The sequence below is a fragment of the Aquirufa nivalisilvae genome (genome assembly GCF_003143535.1).
Lineage (GTDB): Bacteria > Bacteroidota > Bacteroidia > Cytophagales > Spirosomataceae > Aquirufa > Aquirufa nivalisilvae.
In genome coordinates, this window is record NZ_CP029346.1 from 1,087,973 (window position 1) to 1,103,765 (window position 15,793).

Below are 15,793 nucleotides of genomic sequence, written 5' to 3' on the forward strand. Positions count from 1 at the left end.
TAAAGTAAAATCGCCTACAAAAATAGTAGAGTTTATCTAATCTACCAATAAAGTAGAGTAAATATTTTTTCATAAAAAAGCCGTAATTTGCATTCCTTTTTTAAAATGATAAAAATTTATGCGTACAGAGTATCAGTTTCGAGAAATTGAAAAGCAATGGCAGTCTTTTTGGGAGGCAAATAATACCTTTCAAGCAAATGTTAATCCGAACAAACCTAAATATTACGTGTTGGATATGTTTCCATACCCATCCGGGGCAGGATTACACGTCGGACATCCGCTAGGGTACATTGCATCTGATATTATCTCGCGCTACAAGCGTTTGCAGGGATTTGAAGTGTTACACCCGATGGGTTTTGATTCCTTTGGTCTACCTGCGGAACAATATGCCATACAAACAGGGCAGCATCCTGCCTTAACTACCGAGCAAAATATCGCTAGATACATTGAGCAATTGAAAAACATGGGTTTTTCTTTTGATTGGACTAGAGAGGTAAGAACTTCGGATCCATCTTATTATAAGTGGACCCAATGGATTTTCATGCAATTGTTCAATTCATGGTATAACCAGGCTTCTGATAAAGCGGAGTCAATCGATTCTTTGGTTCAAATTTTTGAAAAATCAGGATCTATTGGAGTACATGCCGTTTGTGATGAAGAGGTTAAGCGCATTAGTGCAGAAGAGTGGAATGCGTATTCAGAAGAAGAAAAGTATGCTTATTTATTAGCCTTCCGTTTAGCATTTTTGGATGATTCAGTGGTGAACTGGTGCCCTGCATTAGGGACCGTTTTAGCGAATGATGAAGTCAAAGATGGTGTTTCAGAACGTGGAGGCCATCCCGTAGAACAAAAGAAAATGCGCCAGTGGTCGATGCGTATTACAGCTTATGCTGACCGACTGTTGCGTGGATTGGAAGAAGTAGATTGGTCTGATTCATTGAAAGAACAGCAGCGCAATTGGATTGGAAAATCCATTGGGGCTGAGGTTGATTTTGATATAGATAACCCAGCACTTTCTCATAAAAAAATTAAAGTGTTTACGACTCGTGTTGATACCATTTATGGGGTTTCCTTCATGGTGTTAGCACCAGAACATGAGTGGGTAGAAGAATTGACTACACCAGAGCAAAAAGAGGCTGTGGAGGCTTATGTGACTTGGGCGAAATCTCGTTCGGAACTAGATCGCGTTTCGGAAGTGAAGCAAGTGAGCGGTGTATTTACTGGATCATATGTGATTAATCCATTCAATGGAGAGCGTGTGCCTATTTATTTGGCTGATTATGTATTGGCTGGATATGGAACTGGAGCGGTAATGGGTGTGCCTTCAGGAGATCAGCGCGACTGGAACTTTGCAACGCATTTTAACCTACCGATTATTCCGATTTTGGATGCCCAGAAGGATATAGAGAAACAAGCCGATGCGACTAAGGAAGGGAAATACATCAATTCTGAATTGATCAATGGAAAGACCTACCAAGAAGCTACTCCTATTCTTACTGCTTGGTTAGAAGAAAGAGGGATAGGCAAAGGTAAAATTCAGTATCGAATGCGCAATGCGGTATTTTCCCGTCAACGTTATTGGGGAGAACCAGTTCCGGTATATTTCAAACCAAATTCTAAAGGTGATTTATTGCCTTATTTGATTCAAGAAAGTGAATTGCCATTAGAGCTTCCTAAGATTGACAAGTATTTGCCCACTGAAACTGGCGAGCCACCATTAGGTCGTGCGGCAGATGTTTGGAAATACCAAGGTCAGTACGATTATGAATGGTCTACCATGCCAGGTTGGGCAGGTTCTTCTTGGTACTGGTACCGTTACATGGATGCCAAAAATGACCAGGAGTTTGCTTCTCAAGAGGCTGTGAATTATTGGAAAGCCGTGGATTTATACATAGGAGGTTCTGAGCACGCGACAGGACACTTATTGTATTCTCGTTTTTGGAATAAATTCTTGAAAGATTTGGGCTATGTACAGGAAGAGGAGTTTGCCAAGAAATTGATCAATCAAGGAATGATTCAGGGTAGATCTAATTTTGTCTACCGTGTGAAAAATGTGAGTCCAGCAACTTTTGTTTCTCATGGATTAAAAGACCAATATGATGTAGCAGCCTTGCATGTGGATGTCAATATTGTAGAGAATGATGTATTGAACGTGGAGGCATTTAAATCTTCGAGAAACGATGTTCCTGCGGATGCTGTCTTTGTTTTAGAGGATGGAAAATATGTTTGTGGTTGGGAAGTGGAAAAAATGTCCAAATCCAAGTACAATGTGGTAAATCCAGATGATTTGATTGCCAAATATGGAGCAGATACACTGCGTGTCTATGAAATGTTTTTAGGGCCATTGGAGCAATTTAAACCATGGAATACCAACAGTATTTCAGGCTCACACAATTTCTTAAGAAAGGTATGGCGTCTATTCTTTGATGAAACGACGCAAAAGGTAAAAATGGAAGATGCTCCAGCGAAGCCGGAAGAATTGAAGGTTTTACATACAGCTATCCGAAAAGTACATGAAGATTTAGAGCGTTATTCATTCAATACAGTCGTTTCTACCTTGATGATTTGTGTCAATGATTTGACTCAATTGAAATGTCATAAAAAGGCCATTTTAAAGGATTTAGTGCTATTATTATCTCCTTATGCTCCTCACATGGCAGAAGAGTTATGGCTGGCATTAGGTGAGGAGGCTGGAAGTATTTCCCAAGCCAAATTCCCAGAGTTCAATTCGGCCTTTTTAGTGGAAGATGAATTTAATTATCCGATTTCATTTAATGGAAAAGTGAAATTGACCTTGTCTTTCTCTGCTACGGCAAGTCCTGCCGAAGTAGAAGCCGGCGTTTTAGCTCATGCTCAAGTTCAAAAAGTATTGGATGGTCAAACACCAAGTAAGATCATCGTGGTGCCGAAGCGGATTGTGAATATTGTTTTGGCAAAATAGTTGATGTAGAATGAAGAATGTAGAATGAAGAATTTTTCAGAAAAAGATTCTACTCGTTCATCAAATTTCTCTGGATTTAGATGAAAATAATAAATTGAACTTAGCACTCAATTCTACATTTTACATTCTACTACATTCTTCATTCTACATTCTTGATTCTTGCAAGTAACTCCCTCATTTCCTTCACCTTATCGGGATATTTCTCAAACAAGTTTTCGGATTCTTTGGGGTCGAGTTTGAGGTTAAATAATTGACCTGTGATGTGATTGGTTACTTTGACATTTCTAGGGTCCGTGAAACCACCTGAACCCAGTCCTTCAACCCATTTCCATTCTCCTTGTCGGACCACCAAGTAACCTATGGAGGTCGTGAAAACCAAAGCCTCTTGCTCTGGAATTTCCTTGTTTTTCTGGGTCAATAAGGGATAAATACCATAACTGTCGTTTTTGCTAGGACTTTGACCTAGTATTTGTTGACAAGTAGCTAATAAACTCGTTTGAGAAACTAAGGCATTGGATATGCTTTTGGCTTTTACTTTCTTAGGCCAACGAACAATGAACGGAATTCGGTGCCCAGCTTCAAAGGCATCACCTTTCATGCCTCGCCATTCTCCAGCGGCCTGATGTTGAAATTCTTTTACGAAATTTTCTCTCCAATAGGGCCCATTATCACTCGTAAAAATAACGATGGTATTTTCTTTCAAGCCTAAGCTATCTAAGGTTTTCATGAGTTGACCCACCGAAGCATCAACTTGTTGGACAAAATCGCCATACTCACCAGCTTTGGAGCTCCCTTTGAATTTGTTTTGAGGAACCCAAGGTGTATGCGGACCTGAAAAGGGAATGTACAAGAAAAAGGGTTTATTGGCTTTTTGACGGACCAAAAACTCCTTGGACTTATCAATGAAACGTGGCATTACACCATAGAAATCAAAGCTGGGAGCCATTTTCCCTTCTCGCCAAAATGGACCTGTATATCCCGAAGTTAATTTATTACCATCGGTATAGGCGGTAGGCTTCTCTACCAAATGTTGGTTTTCCAAATAGCAATAGGGCGGCATGTCCAATGATGCGGGCAATATATAGGAATAGTCGAATCCCACGGCCGCTGGACCACCCGTAGGGTCTTTGTCAAAATCAATATTTTCTGGCTTCATTTCTTCCTGAATTCCATAATTTACTTGGGTTAAATTACCTTCAAACCCTGATTTTACGGCCCAGTCTAAACCCAAATGCCATTTACCAACTACTCCAGTTTGATATCCTTGACTTTTCAGAAAAGAGGCCACGGTCACACGTTCTTTTTCAATCAAACTACGACTATAGCCACGCAATACACCCACAGGTAATTTACTTCGAAATGGATATTGTCCTGTCATGATGGCATATCGGGAGGGGGTACAAACTCCAGAAGCAGAATGGGCATCTAAAAAGCGCATGCCTTCTTTGGCCAATTGATCAATGTGCGGCGTTGCAACTTTATCGCCTTGGGGATTATAAATGGAGATGTCTCCATAGCCCAAATCATCAGCTAAAATGTAAATGATATTTGGTTTCTGGTTATTTTTCTTTTGTGCCAAACTAGGAAAGACCATGGACAGCCCTAACAAAATCGGAAAGATAAAACGTGTTTTCATGTTAATGTGCTAAAGAGTTTATCCAATCTTGAATCAATTTAATTCCTTCCTGATGCTTCATTTTCCTGCCTAGTTCAGGCATCATGATGCCCGGATCTACAGAATCCATGCGGTAGGCCAAGATGCTTTCTTTAGCTTTGCCTGCAACAATATCGTATTTCAAATTACCAGAACCTCTTCCAGCAGCTACTGGAGTCTTCATGAATCCATAGGCTGTTTTATCTTTGGTATCCCATGTTAGATATAAGCCTGAAGAGCGAGCAGGTCCTGTAGGATTATGGCAATGCGCACAATTGATATCTAAATAAGCTTTCGCTCGTTCATCAAGTGGCTTACTTTCATCAGCATAATTAACTAATGCTGGAATTTCATGGAGATTGGGCAAATCAGTCAATAATCCAGCTTTGGCCCAATAATCCAATTGATTCTGCTTTCCCGAAGTATACGGATAATCTCCATGTAATTGTCGGGCCGAAGGACCAATGGGCGTCATTTTACCACTTCGTTCATGACAGCCTTTGCATTGGTTCATGTTGGGAACCTGATAATTCACTTGTTTTAGGATGCCTTGTTTGTCTTTCCAACTAACAGGAGATGAACCGCCTGCAACTTCCAATGTGGCTTCTGTTTGAGCTTCATCCCAAATGTAGGGAAGAGCCACCCACGACTTCTCTTGACGAATCAACACCCGAGTCTCCATAATCCTTCTACCAGTCGTAGGATTGGCTTCATCTTTGGGATAATAAAAGGTTTTAATGAGGGCGGTTCCCACAGGAAATTGGAATACCGAATCAGCATTATAGGCCACTTTAGTTCCAACTGGGAATTTAATAAAGCGGAGCTTGGAGGCATAATCCGAAAACAAGGGAGAATTCAATTGATAGGGAATCACACCGTCTTGGGGAAGTTGATCTTTTAATTCACCTTTGAAAAACCCATAATCGGATAATTTCATGACATAGCCAGCCGAATTTTTTTGGATGGAACTAGCTTGGATAAATGTCATCCATACCAAAATCATCAAGCCTAAACGAAAAGACCTGTTCATGATTAGCGGAGTGTCTTAAATGCTTGAAGATGGCAATTGTACAAACTTACGTCGCGTTGGATGTTTTTGAAATCGTGCTCTGCATCGATATTGGCGAAACTTTGATTCGTATTGTTTCGAATACAAATGCGATACGAAGGAAAATATTCACCACTGGAATCCAATCGTTTCGGGTCCAAAATACCATCGTAGACAATATTGGGCACCTGTCTACCAAATTTCAGTTTGAAGCGATACATCTGACCAAAGCGACCTTTGGCAGGGACTCTACCCGGTTTTCTTTCAAAGTCATTGTCGCGAATTTCAATGGCCGTTGGATAAGGGTCATATTCCAAATCCGTGATTTTGTTTTCAGTCATGTGATAAGAAATGATTCCTACCCCCATGGTTTTGTTTTGGTGAATCTTATTGTTGAAAATCTCTACCTGACTAGTCGCTAAAACAAGCATCCCCGTTCCTTTAGGTACTCGGGCTACAATGTTTCCTTTAGGGGCAAAATTGGCTAAATTATTTTCAATGACCTCATTTTGGTATACTTTCACATGTCCTCCTTTTTTCTGTACCAAATCAGGTAAATCAAAGACCAAAATACCTCCCGTATTGCCATAGGCCTTATTATGATGCACCTCCGCAAACTGGGAATTTTCAATTTCTATCCCCGCCACATTTTGGAATGCCGTGCTATTTTTCACTTCAATGTACTTCGACTGGCCCACATAAATACCAGCATCGGAGGCGCCGATGGCAATGCAACTATCAATCAACACATTTTCACAAAGCACAGGGTAAAGCGCGTAGCTACCATTGGTAGGTGAGGGCTTGCCCGTCCATTCGGCTTTGATTCGGCGAAAGGTGATACCTTTCACATGCATGGTTTTGATTAAATCCCCTTTGGAATCCTGTACGGTCATATCTTCCAAAATGATATTTTCCGAATTGGTGATTTTAATGCCTTCGGCTCCTCCTGCTTGATTTTTGAAAGAAAGTATCGTTTTATCGATTCCTTTACCCCGTATGATCATATTTTTTTTACCATCCATCGACAGACTTTGCGATATTTGGAAGGTACCTTCTTCTAATTGTATGGTACTTCCATCTTCCGCTAAAATCAAATCCGTTTGGATTTTCTTTTCGATCGCTTGTTGCCCTACAACCTGAGAAACAATGGCTATCTGTAAGATCACGAGGTAAAGAAAACGCTGGGTCATATTATTTTAAATTCGATAAATAGGTTCTGCTTTGTCGGGTTTGAACAGGATATCTAGAGCTTTCATCCTCTAAATAATAATGCTGAATTTTGGCTTTTTTAGCCGCTTTCATGATTTCAGGAATGTTCAATTGTCCACTTCCCAAAGCTACATCATTTTCCACAGAAGTGCCACCCGACATATTTCCTTGCACTCCTTTTTTCAAGTCTTTCAAGTGCATCAATTTAAATCGATTACCGTATTTTTCCAACAATGTTGCTGGATTTTGACCTGGGAAAAAAGTCCATAGGATGTCCATTTCATAGCTAACAAATTTAGAATCCGTGTTTTGAACCAAATAATCAAACAAAGTACCCTCTCCATAGGGCTCAAATTCAAAGCCGTGGTTGTGGTAGCAAAAAGTTAAATCGTATTTCTCTTTTAAAGCTTTTCCAATTTGATTGAATTCTTGAGCCGTTTTTTGTGCTAGTTCTAGGGTAAACGGACCTGTATGAGGAATCCATGCCACGCGAACAAAAGATGCGCCTAAGATTTTGGCATTTTCCCCCACTTGATCTGTTTTGTTTAAGGCATCCGCCATTCCTACTCCGAAAGAACTACATTTCATCCCTCTTTCATCCAAAAGACTGCGTACTTCTTGGGCGGTTTTGCCAAACAAACTTGAAAATTCCATGTCGGTAATGCCCTGATTTTTTAAGGTATCCAAGGTTTTAGCCATGTCTTTGGATAAACTATTGCGGTAAGTAAAGGAAACCATACCAATGTCTTTGCCATTGATTTGCATGGGTTTTTGGGCTAAGGCCAACATAGGTAATAAAACAAGGAGTAATGTTGCTTTCATGTTATTTTAAAAAAATGGTTTTGTGAGTTTTTGCAGATTCCGTGGCAGCTGATAATATTTCTACCACAATTTCATTGATGGCCAAGGAGGATAAATCCTTTTGTGGATTGATTTTGCCTTGCACGACTGCCGCCAAATAGGCAAATACATTGGCTCTTTCGGGAGCTAATGGTGTTAAATCTATCAAGCTTTCTTTGCCGAATCGACCTTCAGAAACATATTTCATTTGTTTGGTCTTATTGGCCACTAAAATGCCCTTACTGGCATATAATTCGGTATCTTTTCGGTCAAATGGCCAATTCCAAGAACCTTGAATGATGGCTTGACAAGTTGGGTAGTTTAAAATAATGGTGGTTTCATCATCTACTTTGGGATAGATGTGTGGTTTCAAATGTTGACTAACTGCTGTAACAGAAATAGGCTTTTGGCCTTCCATGAGCCAAGTCATAATGTTGGCTCCGTAGCACCCAAAATCAATCAATGCTCCACCTCCATTCATTTTGGGGTCAGTTAACCAAGCTAAAAATTCTTTCGAACAACCAATTTCTACTGGGCCATTGTGACCATCCATGATGACCACTTTGCGTAGATCCCCCAAGGATTTGTCGACTTTCAGCATATCCCACATTTTGGCATGGGAGGGATACCAGGTTGTTTCAAAATTGGTTAATAAGGCAATGGGGTGTTTTTTGACCAAGGCTTTCATTTGATTCAAATGATCCATGTTAACTGCCAAAGGTTTTTCCACCATGACATGAATGCCTTTAGGGGCACAAGTTTGAACCACCTCCAAATGTTCATAAATGCTATTGAATGCACAAACGGCTTCTGGTTTTGTTTTGGAAATTAAAGTTTCTAAATCTGGGTACCAAAGGGATTCTGGTAATTTATATTCCTTAAGTAGGCGCATGGCCAAGTTTTTGTTTTTCTCGGCAAATCCTACAATGACCACATCCGCATTTTTTTGCGCAGCATGTAGCGCCTGACCCACATGGTCATGCGTCATTCCAGCTATTCCCACCCGTACAACTTGACTGAATAAAAATATAGGGCTGATCATGACCAGCCCTATAAGTAAAAGGATTTTTGTTTTCATGGCGAAATAAAAGCCTTGAATTAGTTTCTAGGTCCACCTTGACGCATTTGACTTTGCATCGTTTTGTATTTCTCCAATTGCTCTGGAGTTAAAATGGCTTTCAATGACTCCAATTGGCTATCATTGATTTTCTTCATTTCAGCCATCATTTGCTCACGCTCCATGCCTGCCTGACGGAATTCCATCATTTTTTGCATACGAGCAGTAATAATAGGCTCCAATTTTTTAACCTGATCTTTGTTCAGGCTCAATTCCGTAGAAATACGGTCAAGCTGACGTTGAACCATCGCTTGTGGATCAAAGTCTTGCGCTGTAGCTTTTGTACTCAGGCCAAGGAACATCGCCATCATGGCGCATAAGGCAATTAGTTTTTTCATGGTAAAGTATTTTATTGATTTAATGGCTAAATATAGTGCTAATTTTTCTAATAAAACTTTTATTGAAAAATAGTTTTCCAAATTAAATCATATACTTCAGGGGCTTCTACTTGGCTAGGAAGGCTTTTTTGATCTGAAATGAAGACTGGATAATAGGCTGGTTCACAAAAAATACCACCATGTGAACCTTTGATTAGTGTAGCATCCAAAGGAATCACATCCATCAAATAGCGAAAACCACTCAGTTTTCTCGCCAATTTATAGGCGGCCCTCAGTTTAATGAATGGATTTTTTGGGTCCATAAACATCTCCACAGGGTCATAACCAGGTTTTTTATGAATATCCACTAAACGGGCATAATCGGGGGCTTTGGTATCATCTAGCCAGAAATAATATACAAACCATGCTTGTGGTTCGGCAATAAGAACCAGCTCACCACTGCGGGCATGGTCAATATGGTAGGCTTTTTGTTCTTCCTTATTCAGTACTTTCGCAATCCCAGGCACCTTTTCTAAATCAGCCTTAATTGCCGCTATTTTGTTGGAGTCTTGAATGTAAACATGTGCAATTTGATGATCTGCCGTAGCAAATGCCGCACTTGCACCTGCATCTAAGAGCTCTAAGCCTTGTTCGATGCGTATGCTAATCAATCCTTTTTCCCGCAAAATGCGGTTGATGTAAATCGGTTGATTCACTTCGTTGATTCCATATTCGGATAACAAGATGACTTTAGCTCCTGTACTTTCAAAGTGGGTCACTAGATCTTTGACCACCTCATCAATCTCTTGTAATTCCTTCGCAATCTTGGGAAGATCTGGGCCAAATTTTTGTAGACAATAGTCCAAATGAGGTAAATAAATCAGATTCAGCGTAGGATTATATTTCTTATCTACCCAAATCGAAGCATCAGCAATCCATTTAGTAGATTTGATATTGGCATTAGGTCCCCAAAAACTAAATAAAGGGAATGTTCCTAGTTCTGCTTGTAATTCATCGCGTAAAGAAGCAGGGTAGGAGTAACAGTCGGGCGCTTTCACACCGTCGGCATGGTACTGTGGACGAGGAGTCACCGAATAATCGGCAGATGAATACATGTTGTACCACCAAAACATTTTGGCGCAAGTAAAGTTGGGATTGGCCTTTTTAGCGGCATCCCATATTTTCTCTCCTTGAACCAAGTGGTTGGATTGCTTCCAAAACTTTACTTCTGCATCTTCACGATCATACCAGCCATTACCCACAATACCATTTTCATTGGGGTATTTTCCAGTGACATAACAACTTTGGGAAGTTGTGGTCACGGCAGGTAAAACGGGTTTGATATGGCTCAATTGCCTAGAAGCAATGAACTGGTTTAAAAACGGTGTGTGCTCACAAAGAACACTTTGACTTAATCCTACGATATCAATAACGACCGTCTTTTGCATCTTATTCGGCTTTTAATTGTTCTTGTACCCATTGAATTTCACGAATGATGGATTCATGAATGGGAATTTGATGTTCTTCTGGCAATACTCCCCATGTATAGGTTTCTATTTCCATTTGTCCCGTAAAGGCTTCCTGCTTTTGTATAGCTAAAGTCTCTCGGATTTCTTTCTGTGTTGACCCCAATAAACCATAGCTCTCTAAAAATAGAGGTACATGGTAGTGAATTCTCCATTCCAAAAATACTCCTGGCTCATAAGCCGCAAAGGCTTGATCCAAATCAGGATATTGAATGAAACTACCATCCGCTTTTTTGGCTTTCACCTGATGCAAATACACAGGCTCTTGGTATTTTTTTAACAAAGCTAATTTCTCTTCGGCTTGTTGACTAAAGTCCAAACGCAAGGCCGAACTCACTTGTATCTTACCCACTTGTATGCCTTTGTCTTTCAACTCTGCAATGCAAGTAGCAGGATTATCGTAGCTTACTCCGAAATGACAGATGTCGAAACAAATTTGAATATGTCGACGAATCAATTCTTCAGCTTTGGCAGCACTATACCCTTTATCCATTAAATGAGGAATGCCTAATGGCAATAAGCAGGCACCATACCAATCCACAAATTCACGGTGGTTTTCTAAAATACCATCGGGTTCTGGTTCAATATCAATGTGTATGCTTTTTCCAGTATTTTGTTCAATTTGGGCCAATTGATCCACCAAATCTACCAAAGCCAAGGTGCCTTTTTCGGTGGCTTCTTGCAAGGCTTCTGGACTTTGCCACCAAAAACGGTAGGAGAGTGGAGAGGTAGAAATACCACCTGAAGCTTGACTTTCAGGCAATAATTTGGCTAAAATATGCGCCAAACGCAGGGTATAATCGTAACGTTCCGTTGTGGTCCAATCAGGTGTGTGAACGTCATCTTTGACCACTACACCATGAAAACCTCCGAAGGGAAAACCATTCAGCGTAAACACGTACAAATCCTCGGCTTTCAACCAATCTGTCAGGGCTTTCCAAGCTTGCTCATCCTGTAAATCTTTACTAGCTAAATCGGCAATTCGTAAACCTAGGCCCATGGGAGCATCTGGACTAACGGCTGCTTTCACGGCTGGTATGTTCTTTTGAAGATTGGCAAAATGTTCAGACCAAATTTCACCTGGATGAATGTTGGAACAATAACTTAAAAGCCCTTGTGCTGTTTTCATGGTATGCTATCCTAATTGAGCTAAGAAATCAACCGATTTTTTAATTAAGTCGAAATTCATTTCATGCACTTCTTTTCCTTTGCCTAGTTTTTCCAACAAAGTAATGCATAATTGTCCTCCCAAGTGTTCTTGGAATTCCTGTAAGCCTTTGAATAAATTGGCTTTATCATTTTCTGCCAAAGCAGGGTGGTAGGTATCAAATCCTAAGGTACGAATGACCGCAATGACACGGTCTCTTTCCTCGGCGGTTAAATAGCCAATTTCATGCGAATAGGCTGTATCTAAAGCAATACCGATAGCCACTGCTTCTCCATGACGAATCTCGAAATTGCTTAAGTATTCTAATTTATGAGCTGCCCAATGTCCAAAATCCAAAGGTCTAGCTGAACCTAATTCAAAGGGGTCACCGCTGGAAATATGCTGCATGTGCAATTCGGCACAACGGTAGATTTGCTCAATCATGACCGCTTCATTACGCTCATTCATGGCTTGGGCATTGGCTTCCAACCATTGGAAGAAAGCTAAATCCTTGATTAAAGCTACTTTGATGGCTTCCGCAATACCTGATCTCCAGTCGCGGTCGTTTAAAGTAGCCAATAAATTCACATCATTGAAAACCGCTACAGGTGGAGCAAAAGTGCCTAGGAAATTTTTCTTACCCATGTAGTTCACCCCGTTTTTCACGCCAACTCCCGAATCATTTTGGGATAAAACAGTACTCGGAATACGAATGAATTTCACTCCACGGTGTGAGATGGCAGCGGCATAACCGCTCATATCTAAAAAGGCTCCTCCACCAATACAAGCCACGAAAGAATGTCGATCGATGCGGTGCTCATCAATAGCGCGAACGACTTCTTCATAAAACCGAGGGTCATTTTTACAAACTTCTCCACCCGGTAAAATCAAGATTTCTGGGGCCAAATCAGCCACAGGAAAGGTTTCAAAATACTGAACGATTTGCGAAGTCAGGTTCGGATGGGCATCAGCCACACCTTTATCGATGACAAACACAATTCTTTTCCTGAAATCAGCTAAACCAAAGTTTAAGATGAAATCCTTGAAAACGGGATTGTCTTGTTGGAATAAGCCTTTGGAGAAAATGACTTGATAGCGAAATGGTACCTGAAAATATTGTTCTAATGACTGCATGCTATAAAATTACGTAACGGCAAAGAATTTCCCTACTCGCATGGAAATGGGTAAGAGGGCCAACACTGCCAAAGCAATCATCCATTGTCCACTTAAACTCACCCATGCGGCATTCATCACAATGAGTGATAAGACACCAGCTTTCACTGTTTTTCCAATGTTAGGTCCAATGGGATGTTGATATGCTTTTATTAAAGGTCTAAAGATAAGCGTGATATGCAAAATAATGAAAGGAATAGCGATCCATTGTTCCGATTTAATGGCCAAGGATAATTGTGCAGCATGGATGATCAAAAAGAAAAAGGCAGCTGCCGCTATCGGCCAAGGGGTGCTACCATGTACCTCGCCCCGACTCACCATGGTGATGGCGGCGATGTAAATCAAAGGTAATATCATCCATTGTCCTTGTTCTATGACACCTAGTTCATACACCGACATGCCTAAGAGTAGATTAAATGCCCGACAAAGGCCCATGTTGATGGGACCAAAGTATTGCATGTGTTTTCCCTTCCAATCGTAAAAAAGAGCTAATAAAGTAATGATAATGGCCACATAGCCACTGAGTAAGCTTTGCTTGAAAGCTAAGAATATACCCAAAATAAGTAGGATTAAACCTCCTGCCACAGCAGCTTGTAAAGAAATTCGGCCACTCGGCAATGCTCTTTCTGGTCGCTCGAAGCTATCCAATTCTCGGTCAAATACATCATTGAAAACCACGCCACCTGCGTATAAACACATGGTGGAAAATCCCAACAAGACAAGTGGCTGAATGGAATAATCCTTCCAAACAAAAAGGAAACCTACGATGGCCATACCTGCCATGATGTCGGTCAGCGCCGTAATGACATTGGCTGGTCGAGTTAATTCCAAAAAGGCCCTAATCTGACTCATTAGCGAATGATCAAGGAGTTTTTATTGACTCTTGGAGCTTGTCCGCCACGTAAAACGGTGTTGCCATTGAATTTCAAGGACTGATCTATTTCCATGCCATGGATAAAATCAGACTCCTTAATTTGTCCACTTTGAGCAAAAGCATCCAAGGCATTTTGATAGGTCACTAAACGAATATCTTCATCGGCAATGCCTTTCATCTTCATCAATGCCGCTGTTTTAGGAATCGCCAAAGGATCGGAGATACCCCAATCAGCAGCGGAATTAATCATGATCATGGATGGGCCGTATTGTTTCACAATTTCCACCATACGCTCATTCCCCATTTTAGTGAATGGGTAAATGGTAAAGGCGGCATAAAATCCTTGGTCCAACACCGATTTAACCGTTTCCTCGTTGTTGTGGTCAATGATGACCATTTTTGGATCTAAACCATGCTCCAAAGCAATGGCCATGCTTCTTTCTGTCCCTTTTTTCTTGTCGCGATGAGGCGTATGCACCTGCACAGGTAAGCCCATTTCTTTGGCTAACTCCAATTGCGCACGGTAATACTTTTCTTCCAAGGCTGTTTGGTCATCAAAGCCAATTTCTCCCACACCTACTACGCCTTCTTTTTGTAAGAATAAGGGCAAAATCTCCATCACTTCCTCTGCCAAAGCCTCATTATTAGCCTCACGGGAATTAAGTCCAATGGTGCAATAATGCTTGATGCCAAATTGAGAAGAACGAAAACGCTCCCAACCCACCAATGTAGCAAAATAGTCTTTAAACGACGATAATCCCGTTCTTGGTTGACCCAGCCAGAAAGCAGGCTCAATAATGGCCACCACTCCAGCATCAGCTAAAGCTTGGTAATCATCCGTCGTTCTCGCCGTCATGTGCACATGCGGATCAAAAAACTTCATGCCTTTGATATACTGTTCAAATGTTTCTTCCACGGTACTGGCAGTCATTTCTTCCTCTGCAGATCCTTGAAAATGGGATGGGTTCGATTGGTGTGGATTTTTACACATAATCTTAGGCTGGTTGGTAAATGGGTTCTGGTTTCTCTAAAGCTCCCCAAAGCTCGCTAGGAACTGCAGGAAGCTCGTTTTTATATTTTTCAACCAATAATTTCGCTTCAGGCAAGCTGCTTTGTGCTAAAACGAGCGCAGCGGCCAAACGGTCTGAAGCTGAATCGGAATGAATTAATTTTTCAATATTGGGTAATATTTCTGGGTTCAAATAAGGAACCAGTAAGCGCCAAACTTGCGAAGGGACACGTCGGTTCGCTGCCCAGCGTTCATGAGCAAAATCCACCAAGGTTTGTACCAATGCTTCGTTATTTCTTTCGGCTAAACCTTCAATTTGATGGATTGGCTTATCATTGAATATGCATTTTAAGACCAATTGGTTCCATGCCAATTCCGAGAAATAAGTTTTCGGATATGGATTGCCAAAAGCAATGGCATCAAAGATTAAACCTACATTGGAACGTACCGCATCTGTAGCACGGTTCATCCAAGCTTCTGGAAAGGCCAAAGCTGGAATGGCTGAATACAAGGCAACGGACTCGTTTAGTTCTGCTGTATCAAATAGAAGATTCAATTTCTTTATGTATTCTTCTCGACTTAATTCTCTCTCTTGGCAAAGGCTCAATAAATACACACGTGCTAAACGGTCTAAAGTCCAGCCGTTCCAATTCCAATCGGGTAGGATGGAGGCGGCCTGACTCAACACTTCGTTTTCTAGTTCTTGTTTTTCAATAAAACGAGGAACCATGACAAAGCTGAGCGATAAAGAATTGGCATCTTTCGCTGATTTATCCCTCAACCAATCCAATTCTTTGGGTTGACACTGGGTACTTAATGCTTGAAATAGGGACTCGGAGATATTCAAAATATACTATTTTATGATGATTTTAGGCTAAAAACGAATTTACTACATAATCCTTAGATTGATGACATGATTTATGTATGATATTTATCAG

Annotated in this window: 13 protein-coding genes; 1 reads left to right on the plus strand and 12 read right to left on the minus strand. The window is 40.8% G+C overall.

All coding sequences use genetic code 11. The features are described from left to right. Positions 1 to 118 precede the first annotated feature (118 nt). Complete coding sequence (gene leuS, locus HME7025_RS04800) at positions 119 to 2,941, plus strand: leucine--tRNA ligase (protein WP_109322549.1); 2,823 nt, start codon at positions 119 to 121, stop codon at positions 2,939 to 2,941. 139 nt (positions 2,942 to 3,080) lie between these two features. Here the strand turns inward: leuS and HME7025_RS04805 are convergent, their stop codons facing one another. From HME7025_RS04805 to HME7025_RS04860, 12 genes are all read right to left on the minus strand, one after another. Next, positions 3,081 to 4,577: a sulfatase family protein gene (locus tag HME7025_RS04805; RefSeq protein WP_109322550.1), complete on the minus strand. Its 1,497-nt coding sequence runs from the start codon at positions 4,575 to 4,577 to the stop codon at positions 3,081 to 3,083. Position 4,578: 1 nt separating this feature from the next. Further along, complete coding sequence (locus tag HME7025_RS04810; protein WP_109322551.1) at positions 4,579 to 5,625, minus strand: SO2930 family diheme c-type cytochrome; 1,047 nt, start codon at positions 5,623 to 5,625, stop codon at positions 4,579 to 4,581. Positions 5,626 to 5,627: 2 nt separating this feature from the next. Then, on the minus strand, positions 5,628 to 6,833 hold the full coding sequence (locus tag HME7025_RS04815; protein ID WP_109322552.1) for a parallel beta-helix domain-containing protein: 1,206 nt from the start codon (positions 6,831 to 6,833) through the stop codon (positions 5,628 to 5,630). Position 6,834: 1 nt separating this feature from the next. After that, a complete protein-coding gene (locus HME7025_RS04820; protein WP_109322553.1) occupies positions 6,835 to 7,674 on the minus strand; it encodes a sugar phosphate isomerase/epimerase family protein in 840 nt (279 codons plus the stop codon). A 1-nt stretch (position 7,675) separates the two neighbouring features. Beyond that, positions 7,676 to 8,770 (minus strand): Gfo/Idh/MocA family protein, encoded by a 1,095-nt coding sequence (locus HME7025_RS04825; protein ID WP_109322554.1) that lies wholly within the window; start codon positions 8,768 to 8,770, stop codon positions 7,676 to 7,678. A gap of 20 nt (positions 8,771 to 8,790) precedes the next feature. Beyond that, a complete protein-coding gene (locus tag HME7025_RS04830; RefSeq protein ID WP_154401931.1) occupies positions 8,791 to 9,147 on the minus strand; it encodes a hypothetical protein in 357 nt (118 codons plus the stop codon). A 59-nt stretch (positions 9,148 to 9,206) separates the two neighbouring features. Then, positions 9,207 to 10,574 (minus strand): alkaline phosphatase family protein, encoded by a 1,368-nt coding sequence (locus tag HME7025_RS04835; protein WP_109322556.1) that lies wholly within the window; start codon positions 10,572 to 10,574, stop codon positions 9,207 to 9,209. A gap of 1 nt (position 10,575) precedes the next feature. Beyond that, a complete protein-coding gene (eboE, locus tag HME7025_RS04840; RefSeq protein WP_109322557.1) occupies positions 10,576 to 11,781 on the minus strand; it encodes a metabolite traffic protein EboE in 1,206 nt (401 codons plus the stop codon). Between the two features lie 6 nt (positions 11,782 to 11,787). Beyond that, on the minus strand, positions 11,788 to 12,933 hold the full coding sequence (locus HME7025_RS04845) for a 3-dehydroquinate synthase (RefSeq protein ID WP_109322558.1): 1,146 nt from the start codon (positions 12,931 to 12,933) through the stop codon (positions 11,788 to 11,790). 9 nt (positions 12,934 to 12,942) lie between these two features. Further along, positions 12,943 to 13,824, minus strand: a complete 882-nt coding sequence (gene eboC / locus HME7025_RS04850) for a UbiA-like protein EboC (protein ID WP_109322559.1) — start codon at positions 13,822 to 13,824, stop codon at positions 12,943 to 12,945. After that, complete coding sequence (locus tag HME7025_RS04855) at positions 13,824 to 14,777, minus strand: TatD family hydrolase (RefSeq protein WP_226998297.1); 954 nt, start codon at positions 14,775 to 14,777, stop codon at positions 13,824 to 13,826. Before HME7025_RS04855 ends, eboC begins: the two co-directional genes overlap by 1 nt. 64 nt (positions 14,778 to 14,841) lie before the next feature. Then, complete coding sequence (locus tag HME7025_RS04860; RefSeq protein ID WP_193495357.1) at positions 14,842 to 15,702, minus strand: EboA domain-containing protein; 861 nt, start codon at positions 15,700 to 15,702, stop codon at positions 14,842 to 14,844. Between the last annotated feature and the right edge of the window lie 91 nt (positions 15,703 to 15,793).

Excerpts from the sequence above, each read along its gene's own strand:
- HME7025_RS04855 (WP_226998297.1), bottom strand. The coding sequence starts at position 14,777 with ATGACTGCCAGTACCGTGGAAGAAACATTTGAACAGTATATCAAAGGC.
- HME7025_RS04845 (WP_109322558.1), bottom strand. The coding sequence starts at position 12,933 with ATGCAGTCATTAGAACAATATTTTCAGGTACCATTTCGCTATCAAGTC.
- HME7025_RS04825 (WP_109322554.1), bottom strand. The coding sequence starts at position 8,770 with ATGAAAACAAAAATCCTTTTACTTATAGGGCTGGTCATGATCAGCCCT.
- HME7025_RS04810 (WP_109322551.1), bottom strand. The coding sequence starts at position 5,625 with ATGAACAGGTCTTTTCGTTTAGGCTTGATGATTTTGGTATGGATGACA.
- HME7025_RS04830 (WP_154401931.1), bottom strand. The coding sequence starts at position 9,147 with ATGAAAAAACTAATTGCCTTATGCGCCATGATGGCGATGTTCCTTGGC.
- eboC (WP_109322559.1), bottom strand. The coding sequence starts at position 13,824 with ATGAGTCAGATTAGGGCCTTTTTGGAATTAACTCGACCAGCCAATGTC.
- HME7025_RS04835 (WP_109322556.1), bottom strand. The coding sequence starts at position 10,574 with ATGCAAAAGACGGTCGTTATTGATATCGTAGGATTAAGTCAAAGTGTT.
- leuS (WP_109322549.1), top strand. The coding sequence starts at position 119 with ATGCGTACAGAGTATCAGTTTCGAGAAATTGAAAAGCAATGGCAGTCT.
- HME7025_RS04805 (WP_109322550.1), bottom strand. The coding sequence starts at position 4,577 with ATGAAAACACGTTTTATCTTTCCGATTTTGTTAGGGCTGTCCATGGTC.
- eboE (WP_109322557.1), bottom strand. The coding sequence starts at position 11,781 with ATGAAAACAGCACAAGGGCTTTTAAGTTATTGTTCCAACATTCATCCA.
- HME7025_RS04820 (WP_109322553.1), bottom strand. The coding sequence starts at position 7,674 with ATGAAAGCAACATTACTCCTTGTTTTATTACCTATGTTGGCCTTAGCC.
- HME7025_RS04815 (WP_109322552.1), bottom strand. The coding sequence starts at position 6,833 with ATGACCCAGCGTTTTCTTTACCTCGTGATCTTACAGATAGCCATTGTT.